This is a genomic window from Mycoplasma sp. 1199 (assembly GCF_034863365.1).
Taxonomy (GTDB): domain Bacteria; phylum Bacillota_I; class Bacilli_A; order Mycoplasmatales; family Metamycoplasmataceae; genus Mycoplasmopsis.
In genome coordinates this window covers 96690-119312 of sequence record NZ_JAYFFA010000001.1, presented here as the reverse complement: position 1 = coordinate 119312, position 22623 = coordinate 96690, and the positions used below count along the sequence as shown (strand labels likewise).

The following is a 22623-nucleotide window of genomic DNA, read 5'->3' as shown; positions in this document are numbered from 1 at the left end:
CTAGTTTATAAATTTAATTAAATTATTAGTTGTTACGATCTAATAAAGCTTTGTACCCTTGTACTTTTTTACCTTTATAAAATCCACAGAATTTACATACAACATGTTGTTCAATTTTGTTTGAACATTGCTTGCAATTTACAAGGTTAGGTAATTCTAATGCTGAATGACTGTTTCTTTTGTGTTTACGTTGTTTTGACGTTTTACGTTTTGGAACAATGGCCATTGTTACCTCCTTTTTAATATTTTGACTAGTCTAAAAGCTTTTATATTATAGTATAAAAGGTAAAAAATAATAGTTCATTTTTAGATTTTTTAGTGATATTTTCTAATGTAAAAAAATAAGTAACAAACGCTACTTGTAATTATTTGATAAGTGAAACTTCTGTTGAAGAATCTAATTTTTGAACCACTTGATCAAGTGTGATTAATTCTTTTTTCAGTAGCTCTGATGTAACGATTGGAAAGATTACTGCGCATAAGAAACCTATAATTTGTAAAATCATATGTTTTCTAAATAGTGATGCATATTTTGAACCTAATTTTCCATTTGCAATTAATCCAAAAATAGATTTTCTAATATCAAACATAAATACTATGCAAATTACATTAAGAATTCCAAATACAAGTATCAATGTCACTAATCATCATTGAGACATAAGTGCACTCAAATCTAAAAGCGAAATCACAGCATTTGATGGAGTAGTTGATTTTTTGCAATTTGTAAGCGCCATTAAAAATACAAAGTATGAAAAACCTGAAATAAGCACAAATATAGAAATAACTAAAATTGCTATGTTGAATTTAGCTAATTTTGGCTTGAGTTCTTTAATAATACTTAACATAATATGCTCCTTTCAGGTTACTAAACATATTTAGTAACCAAATATTTTTTAAATCATATGTAAGCAGTTATATTTATTATCATTCTAAAAACTTATATATTTATATTATAATAATTTATTCATGAAAAGTTTTATTGCAAGAAAAAAGAACATTGTTGGAATTGTGGCCGAATACAACCCATTTCACAACGGTCATATTTATCAAATAAATTGAATTAAGGAAAATATTCCTAATGCTTATATTATTGTTGGAATGACAAACAAATACACTCAACGTGGAGAATTCCCTATTGCATCATTCAGACAAAGAGCTAAAATAGCAAAAAAATATGGAGTTAATAAAGTTATTAAGCTTGATGATCAAAAATCAATTCAAGCAGCCCATATTTTTGCATCAAATGCTGTAAAACAGCTTGCTAAACATAAAATAAAATACTTAGTTTTTGGTTCTGAAACAAATGATATTGATTTGTTTTATAAAATCGCAACAACTATAAAAGATAATATTGGTGAATACAATAAGAAAATTAAGTTCTATTTAAAGCAAAATGGAATAGGATTTCCTAGAGCGGCTTCCCAAGCTTTATCTGATTTAATAGGAGTAAGCATAACTTTACCTAATGATATTTTAGGAATAGAGTATGTTAAAGAAATTGTTAATTCAAATTTAGATATTAAAGCAATTTCAATCCAAAGAACGATTCCATTTCATTCAGATGAAACTATGTCTAATTTTGCAAGTGCTTCAAAAATTAGAAGTATGATTAAAAACAATAAAGATGTTTCTATGTTCACACCTATGAAACTAGTTTATAAGTCAAAAAATGATATTTCAAGTACTTATAAAAAGTTTAAGAAAATAGTAAATAAAAAAACACCTCAACAATTAGCTTCAATTAAAATGATTGATGAGGGTATGGAAAATTTATTTAAAAAACAAGTTAATTTAAATGATGATTATTACTCATTTATTGATGCATGTGTATCGAAAAGATACACAGCAAGCAGAATAAAAAGAGCATACCTTAGTATATTATTGAATATTAAAAAAGATTAATTTAATAAATATAAAACCCTCAAGGTTCTAATTTCTTCTTATTAAATTTTTTAAATAAGAATTTAATTCTTACATAACCATTTGTTTTATTAATAATTACATTATGTGTAACATTGTTGCACATAATTTTTTTTCAAATTAACTTTTTAGTCTTAAAAGTTGAGACAGAAATCTTTTTAAGTTTTGGATTGTATTTTAGAATCTTGTATCTTTTGAAAATTGAAGTGTTGAATAAATCAAAAAATCTATCTTCTCAATTAATAACTGAATTTAAATTATTTTCATTGTTATTGAATGGCTTAAATGGAATTTGATATCCAAATAATTTAGGTGATATTAACAATAAATTTAAAATGTTTGATAATAATTCTGTTTTGTAAATTAAAACATCATTAAACCTATTGATGAATGAATTAGGATCGAATATGAAGTTTAAATTGTTTTTAGCAAAAACAACTTTATCATAGTCTCCAATGTTTCTTACTTTATGTGTATCTAACTTAGTAAATACATCATAATTGTTGAATAGTTTACATACTTTTAAAGCTTTGTCGTAGTACTTTTCATATAAAGTAATCCGAGTTACGGTTACGGATAAATTATCAATTGCTTTTTTGATTAATTGAATATGAGGTTTATGAATATTATTTTGCTTATCGTTAAGAAAATCAAATAAACCTGAAATAACAACACTAGAAATTTCATATTCAATTTCAAGTCACTTGTAAATTTTTTCAAAATCTTTATGTAACTGATTATCTGAATTTGCAAGAGATTCTAAATCCATCATTTGAGTGTTCAATAAATCAACATACTTTGTCTCATCTAATGATGTTTCGTTATTCAAAATTTTTTGAACATCGAAACCATTATGTCTGCTTAATAATTCTGCGAACGAAGTTATGTTATCAAACTTAATAATTCCTTGAATTTCAACATTTAATTTCTTTAAATTAGAAACAAAACTTTTCAACTTATCTATTTTCTGTAAGAAAATTTGCTCTGTATTTGTTTTTGAAGATAATAAATCAAAGTTATATAGAGAATATAAATCAGGTAGAACAATAACAAATTTTTCATCAATGTTTGAAGTAATCACCTTTAGCACTTGCTCATAGTAATTTTGGATAACTTCAACATTTTTTGATTTGACAATTTGAGAATCTAAGTAAATAAATGTTTTATTTATTTTTGGTGAAATTTTGGATCATAAACATTTCGAAAATATCATATGAATCAACTCCTGAAGTTTTTAATAATTTATCTGTTTTAGCTAATTGTTCAATTATTTTTTGCACTCTATCAAAACCAAATCTTTTTAAAATCATCACGTGAACAAAAACTCTTTTTTCATTCATATTTAAAGCTTGTGAAATTTCAGAGATATTAAGTCCTAAACTTTGATATCAGTAAATTCTATTTACTAATGTAAACGTTGAAACAAAGTTTGCAAACAATAATATAACAGGTGTGTTTTCGTTTTTCTTTTGTTCAAAGATCTTATACATAGCTTGAAAATCATCTCTTGAAATGGCATTGGAAAATTGAAAAGGATCATCTGATGGGTAAGGTGCAATGGTTTGCTCAATTATATCTTCTGTAATCGTTTTGCTTAATAAGCACAACTTATTAATTTCATTATTAATAATTTTTCAGTCATTAGGTAATTTTTGTAAAAATACCAATGCAGTTGTTTTATCTATAGCAATATTATTTTTCGCAAATTCACTTATAACATAGTCTGCAAGCTGTGTAGGTAATAATGCAGCTATTTTTTTAGGTTTTTCACATAGTTTTAATGCATCGTCACTTATAACTCTTTTATTTATTATTTCTGTTTTGTAAATTAAATAAACACTAATATTTGAATCAACTGATTTCAATAAATTTAATAAATACTCATTTTTAGAATTATCTTTAGATTTTGCAGGTTTGCTAAAACTAATATTCTCGAGGATGATCAGTTTTCTAGAAGAAAATAAACCATTGCTTAACAAAATCTCATTTAATGTATCAAACGAGCTTAAATATGAGTTGTTGTCAAAAATAAAAACATCTCTTTCAAGAACATCTTTTTCCTCAGATTTAATTATTGACTTAATGTATTCTAAATCAGTTCCATAATATAACTTCATATCATTCCTTTAAATTCAAATATTAAAATTATTATACAAAGATATTCAAATATTCTATTAGCTCTTTATTACTGCATGAGTACTAAAAAGGTATAAAAAAATAGCACAAAGTGCAGTAAGTTGGTGCCTTAGACAGGATTCGAACCTGCACGGATTTCTCCAGTGGATTTTGAGTCCACGGTGTCTGCCATTCCACCACTAAGGCATATTATTTATTATATCAATTTTTAACCATCTAAAAATAAAACAAACTGAATAATCAGCTTGTTAAATTTACTATTAAAACAGAAAGTGATAAATAATAAAAATTACAAAAACAAAACTTCTTACTTAAGGTATTTTATAATTCAGAATTCAACTAACAATAAGAATTTCTTATCTTTTTCCTCTTTTGTAAAAATCAATGAAAAGATAATTAACATTTTACTCACTTATAATAAGCATACTCCTTTAATGTCAGAAATTTGACTTTTTGCAAAATATTCATTTAGTAAAAGTGTGTAAAAACGCACATAGTTTTAAAGCTATGTGCAAGGATTATTAGGTATAAATAATAATTGTGAAGATAATTGATAAAAGTAAATAAATTGAAAAGTTAAATACAAATGGAAACTTAGATGGTGCAGGTTTGTCTATTTGTCTTTTTTTAGTTTTTTCCTTTGTATGAAGATAAGCTCTCTTTTCTTCATTAGACATAGACTTGAGTCTTCTTTGTTCTTTAGCATCTTGTAGATTAGTTCAAGACATCTTGAATTTTTCAATACTTTTTTCTAAAAAACCAAGTTTGAAAATAATACATAATAAAGCCACTAAACAAGTAACATAAGCCGGAATTGAAAAACCATTTATGAGTATGTTGTAATGATATTTTTCCTCGGCTAATAATGCATTATTTTTTCCTAAATATGCACCAACTATCACAAAGTATATAACTAGAAAAGCTAGTGATATTAAATAAAATCTAAGTGTTGCAAATTCAAATTTTAATTTATTTAAACTTCTATATATTAACTTTTTCATTAATTGTATTTACCTTCTTTTCATTTTTTAGCTTGTTCATCAGTTGCATAAATATAATGTTTATTTTTCTCAACTACATGAATTGTTGGAATATTAGGGAATTGTTGTTCATCTAAATATGATAATTCAAACTTAACATCTTGGAATTTTTCATTAGCATTTGAAATTTTAGGTATTGCTTTGAATAAATTAAGTGTGTAAGGGTGAATTGGTTTTGCATAGATTTCTTCAGTTTCTCCTGATTCAACAATTTTACCTAAATGCATAATCTGAACTCTGTCAGCAACATATTCAATCATTGATAAATCGTGTGCTATAAAAATCATAGCAATATTTTTTTGTTTACATAAATCTTTTAAAAGATTAACAACTTGAGCTTGGATAGAAATATCAAGTGAAGCAATCGGTTCATCAGCAACAATTACTTTAGGTTCTGTAATTAATGCTCTTGCTATAACTATTCTTTGTCTTTGACCACCACTAAACTCGTGTGGATAACGGTAAGCAAATTGTTTTAACAACCCAACATCTTCTAAAGACTTGTAAATTATATTTCTTACATATAAGTTACCAACTCTTAAGAAACGATATGGAGCAATTAAGAATTTAACAAAATTAGCACATCGTCTGTTTTGAAGTCACATATCTAAACTTGAAATTCCCATAAGCAATCTAATATCACTTAAGTTCGCATTTAAATATTTTGTTTCAATTTTGAACGATTCAATTCCATTTAATCTATCTGAAACGTTTGTTTTATAGATATTTAAATCAATTTGTCTTTGTTTAATTAAAGCATTATTTCTAGATGCTTTAGGCTCTTTAAGTAGTGGTTCAATTAAGTTTTCTTTGTAAAACTTAATAAAGTTAGTGTGATTTTTCTTGAAGTTTTCGAAGATCACATTATCTTTACTTCTTAACTCTTGTTGGAATTTTAATGCTTCATTAATTTCTACTCTAATTTCATAAATTCTATTTGAGTATTCTTGCAAGTATTTTGCAAGTTCAAAATTAAACACTTCTTGTTTTTGTTTAAGTTCTTCTTTTGCGACTTTGATTTGATCGCTTACATCTTGAGGATCTTTAAAGAATTCTACAAACATTCTAAAGAATGTTTTATTTTTCGTTTTTTTAGCTTCTTTATAGTTTTGATGTAACTTAGAACCCAAATGCTGTGATCTTTGAATGAACTTTGAAAGATCAAAATTGTATTCTTTTGAAACTATGTTTTGAAGTTCTTTGATTGATGATTTAAATCTTGTATCCACATTTAATTTTGTATAAAAGTCCTGTGAGTAAGCTCTAAACTCATCTGAGAGCTCAACCAAATCTTCAAATGATAAAAATTTAAGCAAACGATAATTTTGTTTTAACTGTCTATATAAGCTATAGTTAATTAAATAAAGTTTGTATTCGTGAAAATATAATTCTAAAAATGTTGTACTTCTTGCATCATTTTTGTGCATTGTGTATTCATTTTTAACTTCTGCTAAAAAGTTTTTAATTGATGTTTTTGAAATTGACACAGTATCCTTGAAATTCACTTTTTGCTCTTTGTAGTAGGCTTTTTGGTCATTGTACAAATCTTTTAATTCAAAGTACTCTGGGCTAAAACTTGCAAGTTGTTTAATTTTTTTGTATTTAAGTTTAGCTTCCTCAAGGTCAATTTCATCTAAGTCGATTTTTCTATGTCTAAAGTCAGATTGTTTTTGCTCAAATAATTGAATTAACTTCTCATTATTCTTATAAAGGTTGTTAATAACTTGAGAGTTAATTTTTGTTCTCTCTTCTAAATATGCAAAATATGAGTTAAATTGATCATCAATATTGTTTTCAATATCAAGTTGAATGTTTTCAGATAACTTTTCTCATTTTTTAATTAATGGAATGTGAAGTTTGTTAATTATTTTTAGGTTTTCGAGTCTTAACGATAATTCTTGTTCTAAAAATGTGTATCTGAAGTTATTTGTGACATCTTTTCAATCTTTTTTAATGTTTTTAATTTTATTTTTAATTATTCCATTAACAATTAATGGTTCTTTTAAAATACTGAAAATTGTATTTTGTCCATTAAGCGATGCCATTGGGTCTTGGAAAATCATTTGGATATTTTTGTTCATAAATTTCTTACGTTTTTTAGAAATTCTTTTTCCTGAAATGATTTTTCCATCTAATCTAACAAAACCGTTGTAATCATTATATAAACGTAATAATGAACGTCCGATTGTTGTCTTACCTGAACCTGATTCACCTATGAGACCTACTATTTCACCTTCTTTTAAATCAAAAGAAACATCATCAACAGCTTTGTTAACATTATTTTTGTTAACAAAGTATTTTTTAAGATTAATAATTTCTAATATTGTTTTTTTACTCATTAAACACCTTCTTAAAACTTTCTAATCTAACTTGTAATTCTTTTGATAATTCAACTTTTGGAGCATCCGGATGCAATAATCAAGTAGCTGCTCAATGCGTTGGTGAAACTTCGAATAAAGGAGGTTCTTTAAGAAAATCAATTTCTAATGCATATTGGTTTCTTGGTGCAAATGCATCTCCTAAGGGCAAGTTATTCATATCAGGTGGTGTTCCACTGATTGAATATAATCTATCTTCTCTATTTTCAGGAATAGCCGAAATTAAAGCTCACGTGTAAGGGTGTTTTGGTTCTGTGAAAACATCCTTTTTTGTTCCTTTCTCAACTATTTTTCCTGCGTACATTACATAAATGTAGTCACAGAATTTAGCAACAACTGAAATGTTGTGTGAGATTAAGATAATTGTAATATTGAATTCTTGTCTAATATTTTCAAATAATGATAACACGGAAGCTTGAACTGTAGGATCAAGTGCTGTTGTAGGTTCATCAGCAATAATTAAACTTGGTTTAAGTGCAACAACCATTGTAATAACAACACGTTGTTTCATACCACCACTAAGTGTGTGTGGATACATATCAAAAACAGCTTCAGCTTGACGAATTCCAAAACGCTTAAGTAACGAAATTAAGTATTCTCTTTTTTCTAAGTATGTTGATTTTTTTCATTCAGGATTTTTGTTAAGTGCATCTAATAATTGTTTACCAATTTTTCTAGTTGGGTTAAGTGATGTAAGTGGGTCTTGATGAATGTAACCGATTTTATGTCCCCTAATTGTTTCTCAGAATTTATCTTTTTCGCTACTGAGTAAGTTAATTCCATCAATTTCCATTTTATCAGCTGTAATAAATGAATTCTCATTTATGTTGAGTAATGATTTAGATGTAACTGATTTTCCTGAACCAGATTCACCTACAATACCTATGATTTCACCTTTTTTGATTTTTAAATCAACACCACGTACGATAGTGATAAATTTATTTCTTCTTAATTTAAATGAGACTTTAAGGTTTTTAACATCTAATAATAAATCTTTGTTTTCCATAAATTTACCTCCTATCTTGTTTTAATAACTTTTGGATCAAGAGCATCGTGAACTCCTAATGCGACAAAGTGAAGTGAAACTGAAATTAATAATAAGATTGATGCAGGTAAGATTAAGATAAATGCGTTATCTCCTGCTTGTGATGCTGCGTTAGATAAAATTGTCCCTAAGTTAGCACTATCTGATTTGAAGAATCCTAAGAATGCAAGTGATGAAATTTGCATAATAATTGATGGAATAGATGCAACGAAGCTTGTTGAAATTTTTCCAATGATTGCAGGTAATGCGTGTTTGTAAATTAATCTAGCTTTTGATGCACCGATTGATTGTGAAGCTGTAATGTATTCTTGATCTTTAACAGTAATTATGAACATTCTTGTACTTCCAACCGATCTAACTCAACCAATAAATACAAGTGCTATTCCTAAAGTTAAGTTAGATGTACCGAATGTAGCAGCAAAGATTAATAATCAAATCATTGTTGGTGGCGCCATAAAAATATCAATAAGTCTCATTATTGTTGTATCAATTCAAGTTCCAACGTGGAAACCTAAATAAGCACCAATTGCAACCCCAATAATTGTTTGAATTGTAGCAACTATTAAAGCTAATTTAATTGCTTCTCAAGTTCCGACTCAAGATTGTGTTCATATGTCAACTCCAGCTTGGTTTGTTCCTAAGTAAGTAGATAATGAAAATTGTGGATTGTGATTTAAGATAGCCTGAATGTATTCTCTAGCTTTTTCAGCTGAAATTGATGGGTCAATCTGTGATTTTTCTAAAGCAATACCGATATTTTGAACCTTGTTAAACACATAAGCATTAACTAAAACTTTGTTTGTTGAATCTGAGATATCAACAATTTTAATTGCATTAGCAGGATTATTTTCACCAAAGTAAATAAAGTCCCTTCATAAAACTCCACCATAATAATCACTACTTGCTCAAGTATTAATTAATGTCTCATAGTTATCAATGTGACCTTGAGCAGGATATCAAGGACTGCTCATCGGTGGTAGTCCTATGATGTTACTTGTTGATGAATCAATGTATTTACCAACTCGCATTGTTTGTGGATCAATTGTTCAAATTCCAACTGAATTATAAAGTGGTTTTGTAGCTGAATATTTTGCAGTTTCAGTTACAAAAATTGAAATTACTAAGATAGTTATAAATACAATTAATGCGACAACTGCAACTCAGTTTGTAAAGAAACGCTTAATTATTTCAACTAAAAGTTTTTTAGGCTTACCAGCGATTGAATTAAGCGTACTATCATCTTTAGGAGCAAATTGTGAAATGGCTGGACGAATGCTATCTAAAGATAATTTATATTTCTTTTCAAATTCTCTTGCGTTCATATTTGCTCCTTTCTATGATTGTTTTATTTTTTCATTTTCTTTAAATTGTTTATTTCTTAAGAAGTAGTTTCTTATAAATCTTGTAACACTATATGGGTTAGATGCAGAGTATTTAATTCTAGGATCTAAGAAAGCAAATGATATATCTACAAGTATTGTTGTAAATAAACTAAGTGATGTGAAGAACACTGTTGAGAACATAATGATGTTAATTTCACCATTAGGGAATGCTTGCGTAATAACTTGGGATGTACCAGGTACTCCTCAGTAAGTTTCAATAACAATTCCACCACTTAAAAGAGGAATGTAAGATGGAATTAAAATTGCAGCAAGTGGGATTGAAATATTTCTTAAAACATATTTAAAGAAAATTTCTCTTTTGCTTAAACCTTTAGATTTAGCAATTAAAATGTAGTTTGATGTAAGAACTGTAATAACTTGGTTTCTTGTGTAAGTAATGTACCCTGATAGTGAACCAAGCACGATAACTATGATTGGTGGAAGTCAACTTAATATCATTTTACCTAGACCATAGGCTTCAACTTCAGCAGGGTTATTAAAGTTAATGAAATTTGGTGGAAAGTTCATTGAGAACAAGATTGAAATAATAATAGGTGCGATAACAAATGATGGAAGCGCTATAAAGATAAGTGCAAAGAAGTTAATTGATGCATCAGCAACTGTTCCACGTTTGTATCCTGAAACTATTCCTAAAGTAATTCCGATAAGAGAAGAAATTAAGAAAGCAGGTAATGTGATAATAATAGAGTATTTAAGGTACTTAAAGAAATATTCAGGAATTGTTTTAACGTCTGCATTTTCTAAAAGTGAATTATTGAATGGATATCCAAATGGGTTTGATGGGTTGCTAAATAAATCTCCAACTCAGTAACCAAATCTGATAACTGGATTTAGTTTCATATTAAATCATTCTGTTTTAACATTCTCATAAATCAAATTATCAGGTATTAAATGGTACTTAACTGAGTTTTCAAATAACCTTTTCATCTCACCTGCATTAACTGCTGAAGAATTATTTTCACCAGCTTGCTCAAGTGCTTTTTTAGCAAATGGGTTATCTGAAAACTGAGCAACCATAAGGTAAACTACCATTATAATGATAAACAAAGTAACGATAGCAAAACCTATACGTTTAAATAAGTATTTAAGCATCTTTCTCCTTTCAATTATTTTCCGTTAACTGTTCTAATATCTACTCAATATGGAATTTCTGTTTCAAATTCAGGAACTAAATAGTTAGGGTTTTTAAGTCTTTTAGCAAGTATTGATGTACTCATATATGAGAATGCACTCGGTACTGCTCCAACAAAGTTTCCAATTTCTTGTGCTAAATGAACTAAATCTAATTTTGAAACCATTTCACCAGTAACTGGATCTGGATTTTGTGTGTAATCTAATCAGAAGTTTGCATTTAAGTTATCTCAAGATGTATATGAACTTAAGTTATCTGATTCATCCATTCTGATTAATTTTTCACCATCTCATTTGTACATACCCATAATGTTTGAAAGATGTTGAACTTGACTGTTTGTTAAATTGAATGTAACTTGTTCTGGTGTAATTGATAATTTATTTCCATCAATTTTGATAAATTCACCAAGTCTTTGTGCCACTTTATAAAGTTGAGGATATAAAGCTTGCATTTTTTGTGCATATTCGGGGTCAGCTAAAATTGCAAGCATTGCAGTAGTTATATGAGCTCTTTGCGCGATTCCTGTAATACCTGAACCAATTCCGTTGTAGTCGTATCCTCATCCAATTAAGTCTACCGGAGATGGTGTTGTAGTTCAGAATCCTCTTCACTCGTCTTTATCTATTGGTTTGATTAATTTAATGTTTAATCTAGGATCTAAACCGTTTCAAGCCTTAATAAGTAAATCAAGTGCATTAACGGCTAAAGTTGGATAGTTGAAGAATCTATAAAAAATACTAATATCTACTGTTTTACCTAGGAGAGTGGGGTTTTGAGCATAAACTCTATCGAGTAAGTCTTTCATTCTTGCTTTAAGTTGCTCATAAACAACACTCTTAACTGAATCATCAGCTGTTGTATTAATGTTTTGAGTATCGCTCGGATTTATTAAGTTTCCAATTGCACCGAAATCAACTCTTTGTCCTGTTTGTGAATCAACTACAAAGAACGCATTAACAATATCACTATTGCTTCTTAAACTGTTTGTGGTTGAGTTATCTAAAGCGTTTGAATTAATATCATTATCAGGTGCAAGGTAACTTACTCACCCAACTGCAGGTTGTGGTTTTCTTTGCATCATACCGATTGTGTTTCAATCAATTGCAGCTGATAAAATTGTTTTAAATTCAGCTCCTGTACCTACAGATACTGATTTAATTGCATTTTTAGAAGATTGAGAAATTGCTTCGGCAGTCGACATATTTCACATTACATATGAATAAGCATCATTAAAGTAAGTTGTTGATGAACCTTCTTTTGGTAAAAGTGATCAAATAAAGTTTTTTGTTAATGAACCTTTATTTGATAACTTAACTGAGTTAAGTCCATAGTCATTTGGATCTTGTAACACTGCATCTCTTCTTTTTTGAGTTAAGGCTGTAAATGGATATGATGCTTTTTGACCAAATAAATATTGGTTATATGATGAATCATCAAAAATTGCAGCATCAACTAAATAGTTTTGAAATCTTGAAGAAAATTGATTAATTGTTGTTGGGTTATTAACAAACTCTGAATCTCAATAATGCATATTTTTAAATGTTGATTGAGTCAATGTGTCTGAATTAAATTTAGAACCATAGTATTTTCCGGCAAATAAAGTTTTATCTTGTGAAAATCCATATCAGTAGATACCTGAATCTTTTGCAAGTCCATCAATCGATTGAACTGATTGTCTAATTTTGTTAATTTTGACTTCATTACTTTGATCTTCTTTAGTTTGTGGAGTTATGTCCTGATCATTTCTTCTGTTTTTATCTTTAATAAATTCAGATGGAGCTGCAGCAAATTCATATGATTTAGTAATCATATCTAAAATATTTACAAATGATGCTGTTGCATTTTCATTAAGACGTTCAAGTCCGAAATATGAGTGTCCATCTTTGTTAACAACTGAATTTGAACGATCTAATATTTTGTCTAAGCTTACATTAAATAAATCAAATAAATAAGAGTTTGTATATTGTTGTCTATCATCAAAAAGTTTATTTGGTTCAGATAACATCGATCTAATATCATCATCTGCAGTTTTGCTTCCACCATTTTGTCTTCTAAATAGTGTGTCATTCATTTTTGTTCTTAGAATTGAAATATAAAAGTCATCTGCAACAACAGGATATTGTGTTTTATTACCGTTTGAATCAACTCAAAATACACCGTTTCTAATTCTAAATTCCATCCTGTGAGCTAAACCTACTTTTTCGAAGAAGTTAGCTGAGTTAATAGAACGTGGATTAGATGAAGTTCTTTTAACAATACTTGTTGTGTAGTAATCTACATTAAGCACATCATCGTGTTCAGTTGGTCCAGGAACTAATCCAGCGTCATCTTGATCAAAAACAATAGCTTCTAAAATTGGCTTACCATTTGAGTCAACTAATTTAGTTCCGTTTTCTTCTTTTTGAACATATAGAATGATTGCGTCAGCTAAATCTAATTTAAATCTTTGTAATGTAGGTTGTAAGATAAGTTCTGTTTTCTTGTTTGTAATTCCATCTTCAGAAAGTGCTGATTTTTCATTGTTAATAAATTTTGCCTTACCTGAACTTTCTAAAGAAATAAGAGATGAATAAGTTGTTCAAAGTAATGGGTCAACTGGATTACCATATCCAGCACTTGCATCTCATGGATATGTGCTTGATGAATAAACTGAGTTATATACTTCTTGATAAATTTGTTTTTGAGCGAATCTATCACTGACTTTAGATTTATTGAATGCAATATTAGGATAAAGAATGTTTTTAACTTGTGCACTTGTCAAAAAGTTATTTTGACCAGCATTTTTATCAACATAATCTTGTCGATATGAAGCTAAATCATCTTCAATTAATTGGGCTTGATAATTTCTAGCTAATTTATTATGAAGATTGAACTTTTCTAATTCAACTTTCATTTGTTCTGCATATTGAGAATTGAATTGATTTTCGATTTCGACAAGTTTCGATCTATAGGCATTATCGGCAGCATTGAATTTTTCATTGGTTTTGTTGTATTCAACTTCTGCAGATTTTACTTGTTCTGTTAATTCATTTAGCTTTTGTTGTCTTTGTTCTGCAAAACTTGAGCCCATTAAGACATCTTCATTAATTAACTGTGTTAATTTATCTAATGTATGTTTCGCAATTTCTTGTTTAGATTTAATATCTGCAATTTGCTCGTTTAAATCTTGAATATTTTGTTCTAACTGACTAATTGTTGATTTGAATTTTTGTGCCTCTTCTGAATTTTTATCTTCTAACTTCTTATATTCAGCAGTTTTTTCTGCAAAAGATTTTTTATTAATATCAAGATTAATATTTTGGTTTTCTAACTCTTGCTTTAATTTTTCAATATTAGAAAGTGTTGCGTTATATTGTTCTGATTTAGGTGTTGAACCTTCTTCTAAAACAACTTTATAAGATTTATTTGTGTAGTTCCCTAATATATCTAAAACTTCTAAGTTGACATCATTGTTTTTAGGTAAATTCTCAACTGCTAAAATTAACGCAGATAAATCGTTTGAGCTAGACACCAAGCTATAAAAGTTTTTTTCTGATTGTAATGAAACTAATTTTCTAAATGAATTTGTATTTTCATTTTTAGCAGCTCTATATTCAGTTTCAGTATCGTGTAATTGTTCATAAAGAGCTTCTTTTTTGGCGTAATACTCTTGATATTTTGCTCAAGCTTCATTAGCAAGATTTGTTTCTTGGGCAGATAATCTTTGATAATTTGTTCTCTCTTCGCTGCTCAAAGGTGGTTTTTCTGGTTTATCACCTGTATTCGAACACGAAGCAATTACTAATGGTGATATTATGGACAAACCGGATATAGCACCTAATAATAATTTTTTGTATTTTTTCACGGATACCTCCTTATTTTTTATCTAATTTGAAAATTTTGTTTCCTAATTTAATTCATTGATTTACTAAATCTGATAAGTAATCAAAACTTTGTTTATAGAAGTTTTTATCAAGTAAATCAACTCCAACTTTTTTAAGAATTTCAAGTGGATAGTCGCTTCCACCGGCTTTTAAGAAATTGTCAATGTAGTTATCTAATGCTTCTTTACCTTTTTCTTTATATTGAGCAAAGAAGTAATTTGCTGTTAATTGTCCAACTCCATATTTATATACATAAAAACCATAGTAATAGTGGGGTACATAAATTGAGCCTAAGTTTTCTTTAGCTACATATTTAGCTTTTTTACCCTTCTTAGATTTGTATTTGAATTTAAGTGAGTTTTCGTGGTAAAGTTTTGAAATTGCTTCATAGCTTCCTGCAACATTTCCTTCTTCTATACCTTTGTACAAGTTGTATTCGTATGAAGCTCATTCAACTTGTCTTACTACTGTACCAATAAAGCCTTGAATAATTTTTGATAAGATTTCAAATTTAAATAGGTCGTTTTTAGATGTTTTAAGTAAGTAGTCATATAACATTGACTCATTGAAAATTGATGCAATTTCAGCCAAGAAAATTGGATATGAGCTAAGTGGTAATGGTTGATATTTAGTTGCAAAATATGAATGCATTGAGTGGCCTAATTCGTGAGCTAAAGTTTCTACTGAATCTAATTGACCATCAAAGTTCATTAAAATGTACTTCTTATCAATTCCATAAGTTCCACCTATACTGTAAGCTCCTGAACGTTTGTTTTGGACACTCATAAAATCAACTCAATTTTCTGTTAACGCTTTGTTAGCTTCGTTTGCGTATTCTTCACCAAACGGTTTTACAGCTTCATTAACTAAATCAATCGCTTCTTCAACTGTGTATGAGGTTTTAACATTTACAAGTTCTCTTAATGTATCTCATTTTTCCATTTTTGACTTATATTTGGCTTTATAGAATTTTTTGTATGCTTCTGAATATTTAGCTAATACTTTAATGTTAGAAGCGACTTGATCAAATAATGTTTGTAAGATTTCATCAGTAACTTTATCTGAATTAGTTAACATCATAACTGCTGATGGGTATTTTCTAACTTTTGCAGCTACGGTTAAGCTCTTAAAGTGTTGGAATAAAGTTTCTGCTAATGAATCTTTGTGTTTGTAGTAAGCATCTCAGAACTTTTCGAAAGCTTGCTTTCTAACTTCTTTTTTATCTGATTTAAGTAATTGATTTCTATTTGTTTTATTTAATTTAATTTTCTTTTTGTCTGATAAATCAACATATCCATAATCTAATTCTGAATTAGTAATAATTGAGAAAATGTTGTGTGGATCAGGTTCTCCATATGATGTTTGCAAAATGTATTCTTCAACATCATCACTTAATTTATGTTTATGTTGTTCAATTGTTTCTTCAATTTGCATTTTGTAATCTGCTAATCTTGGATCATCTTTTCAAACTTTCATTTTGTCTAAGTTTGCATAAAATCTATTAATTTCAGAACCAAATTCAGTTTCAAGTTGATTATCTAAAAATTCAACATCTTGTGATTTTTTGATAATTTCAGGATCAATCAAATTAACATTTTGTTTGTTACTTAAATAATTAGAAACCTTGTTACTAATAAGTGTTAATTGCTCACTAACTTTTAAATCTTCTAAATACGCTTCAATTGAGTCGTATTTTGAATCTTTATTTTTAATTCTTTCTTTGTATAGTGCTACATACTCATCGATTCAGTCATCTAATTTTTTACCTTGTAAAATGTCTTCTAAATCTCAACGATATTTTTTAGGTACATCTTCATATTTTTTGTATTGTTTTGCTTTCATAATAACTCCAAATAATTAAATAAAAAGTTTTGTAGAACTATAAATCTACAAAACTTTAATACAAAATTTAAAATAAATTAATGTTATTAAAAGGATGTAAATCTATAGCACCAATGGTTAAACCAAAGAGTAGAAATCTTTTATGCTTTTCTACCAATATAGAAGTTTGCCAACCTCTATATTTCGGCTTTTATATCCTTTCAATATTCATCTTCGCATGCCTGCTAGAATATTTACTTTTATTAAAAGCTCCTCTATAGTATTTATCACATAACAGATTTCATTTTTAATGTAATCTGTTATGTTTTTGTTAACAGAATACACCAAATTAAACGTTAATATGAAATCAACGAATATTGGTGATATTAATAATTCTGTTTTTCTGCATTTTCATTTTTTTATTATAAACCATAATATTGATTTATTTTTAAAAATTAAAATATTTTTATATATGTGGGTAAGGGATAAATAAAAAATAGCATTACTGCTACTTTTTATAATTTGTTAACTTCAATGATTGCTGAATGTTTTTTATTTTTAACTAATTCAATCACCTTGAAGCTAATTTCATCTTCGATAGTGAATTTTGTTGATTTAAGTAGTTTAGTTGAATTTGTCTTAGTTAATAAATAAGTTTTTAAGTCCATAGCTTTTTCATCATCGCTTATAAGTTCTTCATCAATCTCAAGTTGCTTAATTAAATCAGACATTTTAACGTTTGAATGAGCTTTAGCTCTTTCGAGTGAAATTTCATAAATTTGCTCATCATCATCGTATTCATCATAGATTTCTCCAATGATTTCTTCAATGATGTCTTCAATTGTAATGATACCTAAAACATCTGTAGAGTTGTTGTTTTCAACAACGAAAGCCATTTGAGCTCTTGCTGCTCTCATTTTTTCAAGAGCACTTGAAAGAATTGAGTTAGCTGAAATGCTTGGAACTTGTTTCATATAATTAATCACTTTACCTTTTTTAAGTGAGAATATGTCTTTTAATAGAACGATTCCAATAAGTTGCCCATCTTTTTCAATTGGTAATCTTGAATAGTTTGTATCCTTGAATATTTCAATTGCTTCTGCTACACTAGCTTTATAAGAAATGTAAGTTACATCTTTTAATCTAATGTAGTGTTGTGCAACTTTTGTTGAATCTAAATCTAAAGCATTTTGAGCTAAAATACTTTCTCCGGTTTGTAGCACTCCTTCTTCGTTAGCGAGTGCTAGCATTGATTTAATGTCACTTTCTGAGTTTGTAACATAAACATTTTTGCTAAGTTTGCTAATAAAGAAAGTGATTGGGAAGAATATTCAGAACATTAGTTCATTGAATAAACAGAAAACTTTTAAGTATCTAATTGGATTATTTTTAGCAATCAATTTAGGTGTTATTTCACCAAATAATACTAAGATTGGAGTAACTACCACTGTTGAGATAATAACAACAAGCGAGTCATTATCAGAAAGATATTTTGATAAAACATAAGACATTGTAGCTGATGAAGCTACGTTAACTAAGTTGTTACCAATTAAAATGGTACTTAGAATTTGATTGTATTTCTTAACTTGCTTGTCAATTAACTTTCCAAATCTATGTTCGTTTTCAACTAATTCATAAACTTTAGCAGGTGAAACTGTTGAGTAAGCAGTTTCACTTCCACTAAAGATACTACTTAAAATAAATAATATAAGCATAACTATGCATAAAACAATTGTAATTACTGTTTTATGACCCATAGCACACCTCTGAAGAATTATTTTTTTGGTTCCTATAATAACTGGAGTCCATTAAAATCCACCTCTTTCATTTGTCATATCGTCTAAAAATTGTACATATTTACCTGTGTAAATTAAAGTTGCTTGACCAGGTTCACCATTACGGTTTTTAGCAACTGATAGAGTCACAGGGATTGATTCGAATTTTTTAACTTCGTCATCATCACTGTGTGCTGATTTTTTAAGTTTCTTTCTACTTAAGAAAATAACAATGTCAGCATCTTGCTCAATTGATCCGGATTCTCTAAGGTCACTTAATTGTGGACGCTTATCTTCACGATTTTCAACACTTCTGGATAACTGTGAAAGAGCAATAATTGGAATTTTAAGCTCTAGAGCAAGTGTTTTTAGTGAACGTGAAATCATTGCAACTTCGTTTTGTCTATTTCCTGTTGCTTGATTTCCTCCTGAAATCAATTGTAAATAGTCAATTACAATTAAGTCCACTTTGTTTGTGTTTTTAATTAAATGTTTAATTTTGAAAATGATTTCATTAATTTTTGATTTAGGATCATCATCAAATCAAATTTGATTTTCAACAGGTGTTCTTTGCATACTTGAAACAACGTGATGAATTTTCATTAAATCTTCATAATTGTTTTTTAAGAGTTTGATATTTTGCAATTTGTACATATCTATTAGTGTAGAAGTTGCTAAATATCTAGTTGTAAGCTCTGATGTAGGCATCTCAAGAGAAATGAAAGCTACATTTTTTGGTTTACCATCTTTCATTCCTTTTTCGATAATGTTTCTTGCAATGTTTAATGCAAGCGCGGTTTTTCCAACTCCTGGACGAGCAGCTAAAATAATTAGCTGACCAGGTTTAAATCCTTTAACATATTTATCAATTGCATTAAATTCTGTAAGAAGAGCTTTTTCTTCATTTTCATCATTCTTAAGGCGACTAAAGTATTTCTCAAGAGCGCTTTCAAGTGAAATAAATTCACTATTTTTGATTGATAAATTATTACTACTAATAATGAAGTTTTCAACATCAGTAACAATGTCTTCTCAAGTGATTTTAGGATTTTGCCCTAATACAGCTAAATAATTACTAAAGAAAGCTTCTGCTTGTCTTCTTTTGTGAAGTTCAATTAACTTTTCAACATTTGGTAAAAAGTTTTCATCTGAAGAAAGTGTTGAAACAATTTTGTTTAATGTTTCAATTGATAAAGGAGCTCATTCAAGACTTGGGTTTTGAGCTTTGAATTTAGGTATTTCGTTTAAAAGTGTGTTGTAATCAAAAATGTAATTTTGATTAGGTTCACTTGCTTTTCTAGTTTTTAAAAATCTAAATAATGTAGAGTATTCAAGGTTGAAAAATGCTTCAGGGACAAGGTAGTCTAAACCAAGAGTTTGTTTTTCAGTATCATTAATTATCGTACTTAAAACTTGTCTTTCGATTTTTTCATCTTTGTACAAAGTATTTGCTAAAGGACGAATTATTGTTTCAACTCACTTGTATAAAGAGTTTTGATTGTTTCTATTATTTCTTAACATTTTTAATTTTAATTTCCACTCTTAAAGTTGCTTTTATATCTTTGTATAAAACAATTTCAACATCGTGCAATCCTTCTGATACTAAATGCACTTTTTGGATTGAATGTTTTGGTAACTTGTAACCTAATGAAGTTAATTTTTTATCAACATCTTTTGTAGACACTGAACCGTGTACATTTAAATTAGAATTTCCATCAATATTAGCTTCTAAAGTAAATTCTAATCTTAACTCTTCTAATTTTTCTTTAAGTCTTAAAGCACCTGTTCTTTTTTCATGTTCATCAGCTGATAAATCATCTAATCTTCTTTGTAATTGTCTTGCAGTTTGTTCATTGTATGGAACTCCAAAACCATTTTTAACTAAGTAGTTTGAACCATAACCATTTGATACTTCGATAACTGTGTTAGCTTTTCCATCTTTACAATCTTTAATTAGTATAACTTTCATCTTTTAACTCTCTTTCTGTTGTTGTTATTGCGTGGTGCACATTGTTAACAAATGTTTCTAATTCCTCATTTGAAATAGCAGCAGCTGTTCCAAAGTGTCCACCTCCACCAACTTGCTCCGTAATAATCTGAACGTTTGTATTTATACCTCTAGCACTAAGTTTGTACAAGTTTGTTCCCTTAAGTCTTGCAATAACGAAGGAAGCAACTCTGCCTTTTGTTTTAAGAAGTTCATTAGCAGCCATTGAAATAACGTCAGCTTCAACTTCGATTGGAGAATACGCTAAGTAGTAGCCTTTTTTAACTTCTTGTGCATTTTCTAAAATAGTATTAATTTGTTCTTTTGTTGTTTCATCAATTTTAAGAATTTCGCTTCCTTCAACTACATTTGCACCTTTTGATTGCAACCAAGCACTTGCTTGGAATGTTCTAGCTGAGACTGATTTTGTAAATTGTACTGTATCAACTAAAATACCACCTAAAAGTAATTGAGCACATAATGGCGAGAATTTTCATTCCCTATCTGTGAGCATAAAAATTTCAGTAACAATTTCTGAAGCTGAAGAAGCTGTTGTTTCAACATAAATATTTGTAACAGGACAATAATCAATTTGCTTTCCAACTCTGTGGTGGTCAAATACGAAAATATTTTCCCTGTCTGCATTTAAAATAGCATCCTTATTATCTGTACGACCTGGATCTGAATTATCTACAAACACAACTAATGTGTTTAAATCTGTTAATTTTGACGCTTTATTTGCACTTATGATAATTTTTTCTAAGTTTAAATCTGTATCTTCATAAACATTGTTTTTGTAACTAAGTTCATTTCTAAAATATGTTGTAGTCATATCGAACGATTCAGCACATATGTAAGCTTTCTTACCTCTTTGATGAGCTAAATATGCAATTCCATATGATGAACCTAATGAGTCCATATCAGCTGATTTGTGTCCATAAACAATAACTTTTGTAATTTGTTTGCTATCAAGTTTTTTAAGGAACTCATCTGAAATTTTCTTAATTTTAGTCATATTATTGTTAGACACAATTTCGATACTTGAACCATAATAAATCGCAGTCTCAGTATCGCTGAAAATCGCAACCTGGTCTCCTCCACGGTTTTGAGCTTGAACTAAAGCTTTTTTAGCTTGCTCTAATTTTTCTTTAAGCGAGCTTCATCCTCTAGCAAACCCAACACTAAGCGAAAGTTTACCAATTGATGTGTCCGGAACATTCTTTTGAATATTTGTAAATAAAGAAAACTTATCTTTAGACATATTGTAAAGTGAAACCTGGTCTGTAATAACAATGAACTTACCATTTGTATATTGTCTATAAATTAAGTTGTATTCTTTTGAATATTCATTGAATGTATCAATAATTGTTTTATTAACTAAGTAAAGTTGCTCTTCAGATAAGATTGATTGATACATTTGGTAGTTATCAATTTCAATTTCACCAATAACAGTTTTTTGATCATGAACTTCATTTTTAAATAAAGTTTCAGTTGTAATATCACGAATAATTATGATGTTTGATAATGGTCAGAATTGAGCTTCATAAATGTTTTTATTATTTTCAAACTCAATTTTAGTTTGATTCATATCAAGCTCTAAAAATTCTTTGTTATCTGAAATTGTTGTAAAGAATGTTTTAATGTGAATATCAATAAAATCTTTGTGAAACTTGTTTTTGATAAAGTTACTTGCTCAAATGATTTTATGTTCAGCATTGTAAATAACAAATCCAATGTTATTACTTGACATAATATCTTCAGTAAATGAATCAAAAGAGTTTTTAACAATGTTTCTTGACCTTGCAAAAATCTTTGTAATTCAAACTAGTGTAGTTGCTAGTGATGCAAAAACTAAAATCATTGCAACAATAACTAAACCAATTTCTCAAGTTAATGCAGTTGTTTCGTTATTTTTTACTAAAATTGCAGTTAGTAAAATAAACAGAATTACAAAAACTACGCATAAACACGAAAGTAAGCTTATTTTGTATTTTGTTTTCATTCAAATCCTTTTTGTTTGTGTTGTAAAAATTTAAATATTTAATATTTAAATTATATAAGTTTTGCAGAAATTGTTATCAATATGTTTTATTACACCGAAAATATCTACAGGAATATGATAA

At 28.3% G+C, this 22623-nt stretch carries 16 protein-coding genes, 1 tRNA gene and 1 riboswitch; of the genes, 1 reads left to right on the top strand and 16 read right to left on the bottom strand.

Annotation, left to right across the window (positions count from 1 at the left end):
- Positions 1–25: 25 nt before the first annotated feature.
- Both rpmF and VBM89_RS00445 read right to left on the bottom strand, forming a co-directional pair.
- Positions 26–226 (bottom strand): 50S ribosomal protein L32, encoded by a 201-nt coding sequence (gene rpmF, locus VBM89_RS00450; protein WP_257088893.1) that lies wholly within the window; start codon positions 224–226, stop codon positions 26–28.
- 139 nt (positions 227–365) lie between these two features.
- On the bottom strand, positions 366–845 hold the full coding sequence (locus tag VBM89_RS00445) for a hypothetical protein (protein ID WP_323188387.1): 480 nt from the start codon (positions 843–845) through the stop codon (positions 366–368).
- Positions 846–966: 121 nt separating this feature from the next.
- Between VBM89_RS00445 and VBM89_RS00440 the strand changes: the two genes are divergently transcribed.
- Positions 967–1902: a nucleotidyltransferase gene (locus VBM89_RS00440; protein WP_323188386.1), complete on the top strand. Its 936-nt coding sequence runs from the start codon at positions 967–969 to the stop codon at positions 1900–1902.
- 1 nt (position 1903) lies between these two features.
- On the opposite strand, the gene VBM89_RS00435 is transcribed toward VBM89_RS00440, so the two are convergent.
- From VBM89_RS00435 to VBM89_RS00370, 14 genes are all read right to left on the bottom strand, one after another.
- Positions 1904–3133, bottom strand: coding sequence for a hypothetical protein (locus VBM89_RS00435; RefSeq protein WP_323188385.1), 1230 nt, complete (start codon positions 3131–3133; stop codon positions 1904–1906).
- Complete coding sequence (gene holA, locus VBM89_RS00430) at positions 3084–4037, bottom strand: DNA polymerase III subunit delta (RefSeq protein WP_323188384.1); 954 nt, start codon at positions 4035–4037, stop codon at positions 3084–3086. The genes VBM89_RS00435 and holA overlap by 50 nt, the downstream gene beginning before the upstream one ends.
- Before the next feature lie 121 nt (positions 4038–4158).
- Positions 4159–4242, bottom strand: a tRNA-Leu gene (locus VBM89_RS00425).
- Positions 4243–4577: 335 nt separating this feature from the next.
- Positions 4578–5057, bottom strand: coding sequence for a DUF3899 domain-containing protein (locus VBM89_RS00420; RefSeq protein ID WP_323188383.1), 480 nt, complete (start codon positions 5055–5057; stop codon positions 4578–4580).
- Positions 5057–7435 (bottom strand): ATP-binding cassette domain-containing protein, encoded by a 2379-nt coding sequence (locus VBM89_RS00415; RefSeq protein ID WP_323188382.1) that lies wholly within the window; start codon positions 7433–7435, stop codon positions 5057–5059. The genes VBM89_RS00420 and VBM89_RS00415 overlap by 1 nt, the downstream gene beginning before the upstream one ends.
- Positions 7428–8480 (bottom strand): ABC transporter ATP-binding protein, encoded by a 1053-nt coding sequence (locus VBM89_RS00410; protein ID WP_323188381.1) that lies wholly within the window; start codon positions 8478–8480, stop codon positions 7428–7430. The genes VBM89_RS00415 and VBM89_RS00410 overlap by 8 nt, the downstream gene beginning before the upstream one ends.
- A gap of 11 nt (positions 8481–8491) precedes the next feature.
- Positions 8492–9841 carry an ABC transporter permease gene (locus tag VBM89_RS00405; protein ID WP_323188380.1) on the bottom strand — a complete coding sequence of 450 codons (1350 nt, stop codon included), beginning with the start codon at positions 9839–9841 and terminating at the stop codon, positions 8492–8494.
- Between the two features lie 12 nt (positions 9842–9853).
- Positions 9854–11014 (bottom strand): ABC transporter permease, encoded by a 1161-nt coding sequence (locus VBM89_RS00400; protein WP_323188379.1) that lies wholly within the window; start codon positions 11012–11014, stop codon positions 9854–9856.
- Positions 11015–11028: 14 nt separating this feature from the next.
- Positions 11029–14898: an OppA family ABC transporter substrate-binding lipoprotein gene (locus VBM89_RS00395; protein ID WP_323188378.1), complete on the bottom strand. Its 3870-nt coding sequence runs from the start codon at positions 14896–14898 to the stop codon at positions 11029–11031.
- A gap of 10 nt (positions 14899–14908) precedes the next feature.
- Positions 14909–16759: an oligoendopeptidase F gene (pepF, locus tag VBM89_RS00390; RefSeq protein ID WP_323188377.1), complete on the bottom strand. Its 1851-nt coding sequence runs from the start codon at positions 16757–16759 to the stop codon at positions 14909–14911.
- Positions 16760–16856: 97 nt separating this feature from the next.
- A riboswitch (Lysine riboswitch) is annotated at positions 16857–17024 on the bottom strand.
- Between the two features lie 229 nt (positions 17025–17253).
- Positions 17254–18495 (bottom strand): CNNM domain-containing protein, encoded by a 1242-nt coding sequence (locus VBM89_RS00385; RefSeq protein ID WP_323188376.1) that lies wholly within the window; start codon positions 18493–18495, stop codon positions 17254–17256.
- Between the two features lie 51 nt (positions 18496–18546).
- Positions 18547–20034 (bottom strand): DnaB-like helicase C-terminal domain-containing protein, encoded by a 1488-nt coding sequence (locus VBM89_RS00380; protein WP_323188375.1) that lies wholly within the window; start codon positions 20032–20034, stop codon positions 18547–18549.
- The gene (rplI, locus tag VBM89_RS00375; RefSeq protein WP_323188374.1) at positions 20021–20482 is read right to left on the bottom strand and encodes a 50S ribosomal protein L9; all 462 of its coding nucleotides are present in this window, start codon (positions 20480–20482) and stop codon (positions 20021–20023) included. Before rplI ends, VBM89_RS00380 begins: the two co-directional genes overlap by 14 nt.
- Complete coding sequence (locus VBM89_RS00370) at positions 20463–22502, bottom strand: DHH family phosphoesterase (RefSeq protein ID WP_323188373.1); 2040 nt, start codon at positions 22500–22502, stop codon at positions 20463–20465. Before VBM89_RS00370 ends, rplI begins: the two co-directional genes overlap by 20 nt.
- Positions 22503–22623: the final 121 nt, after the last annotated feature.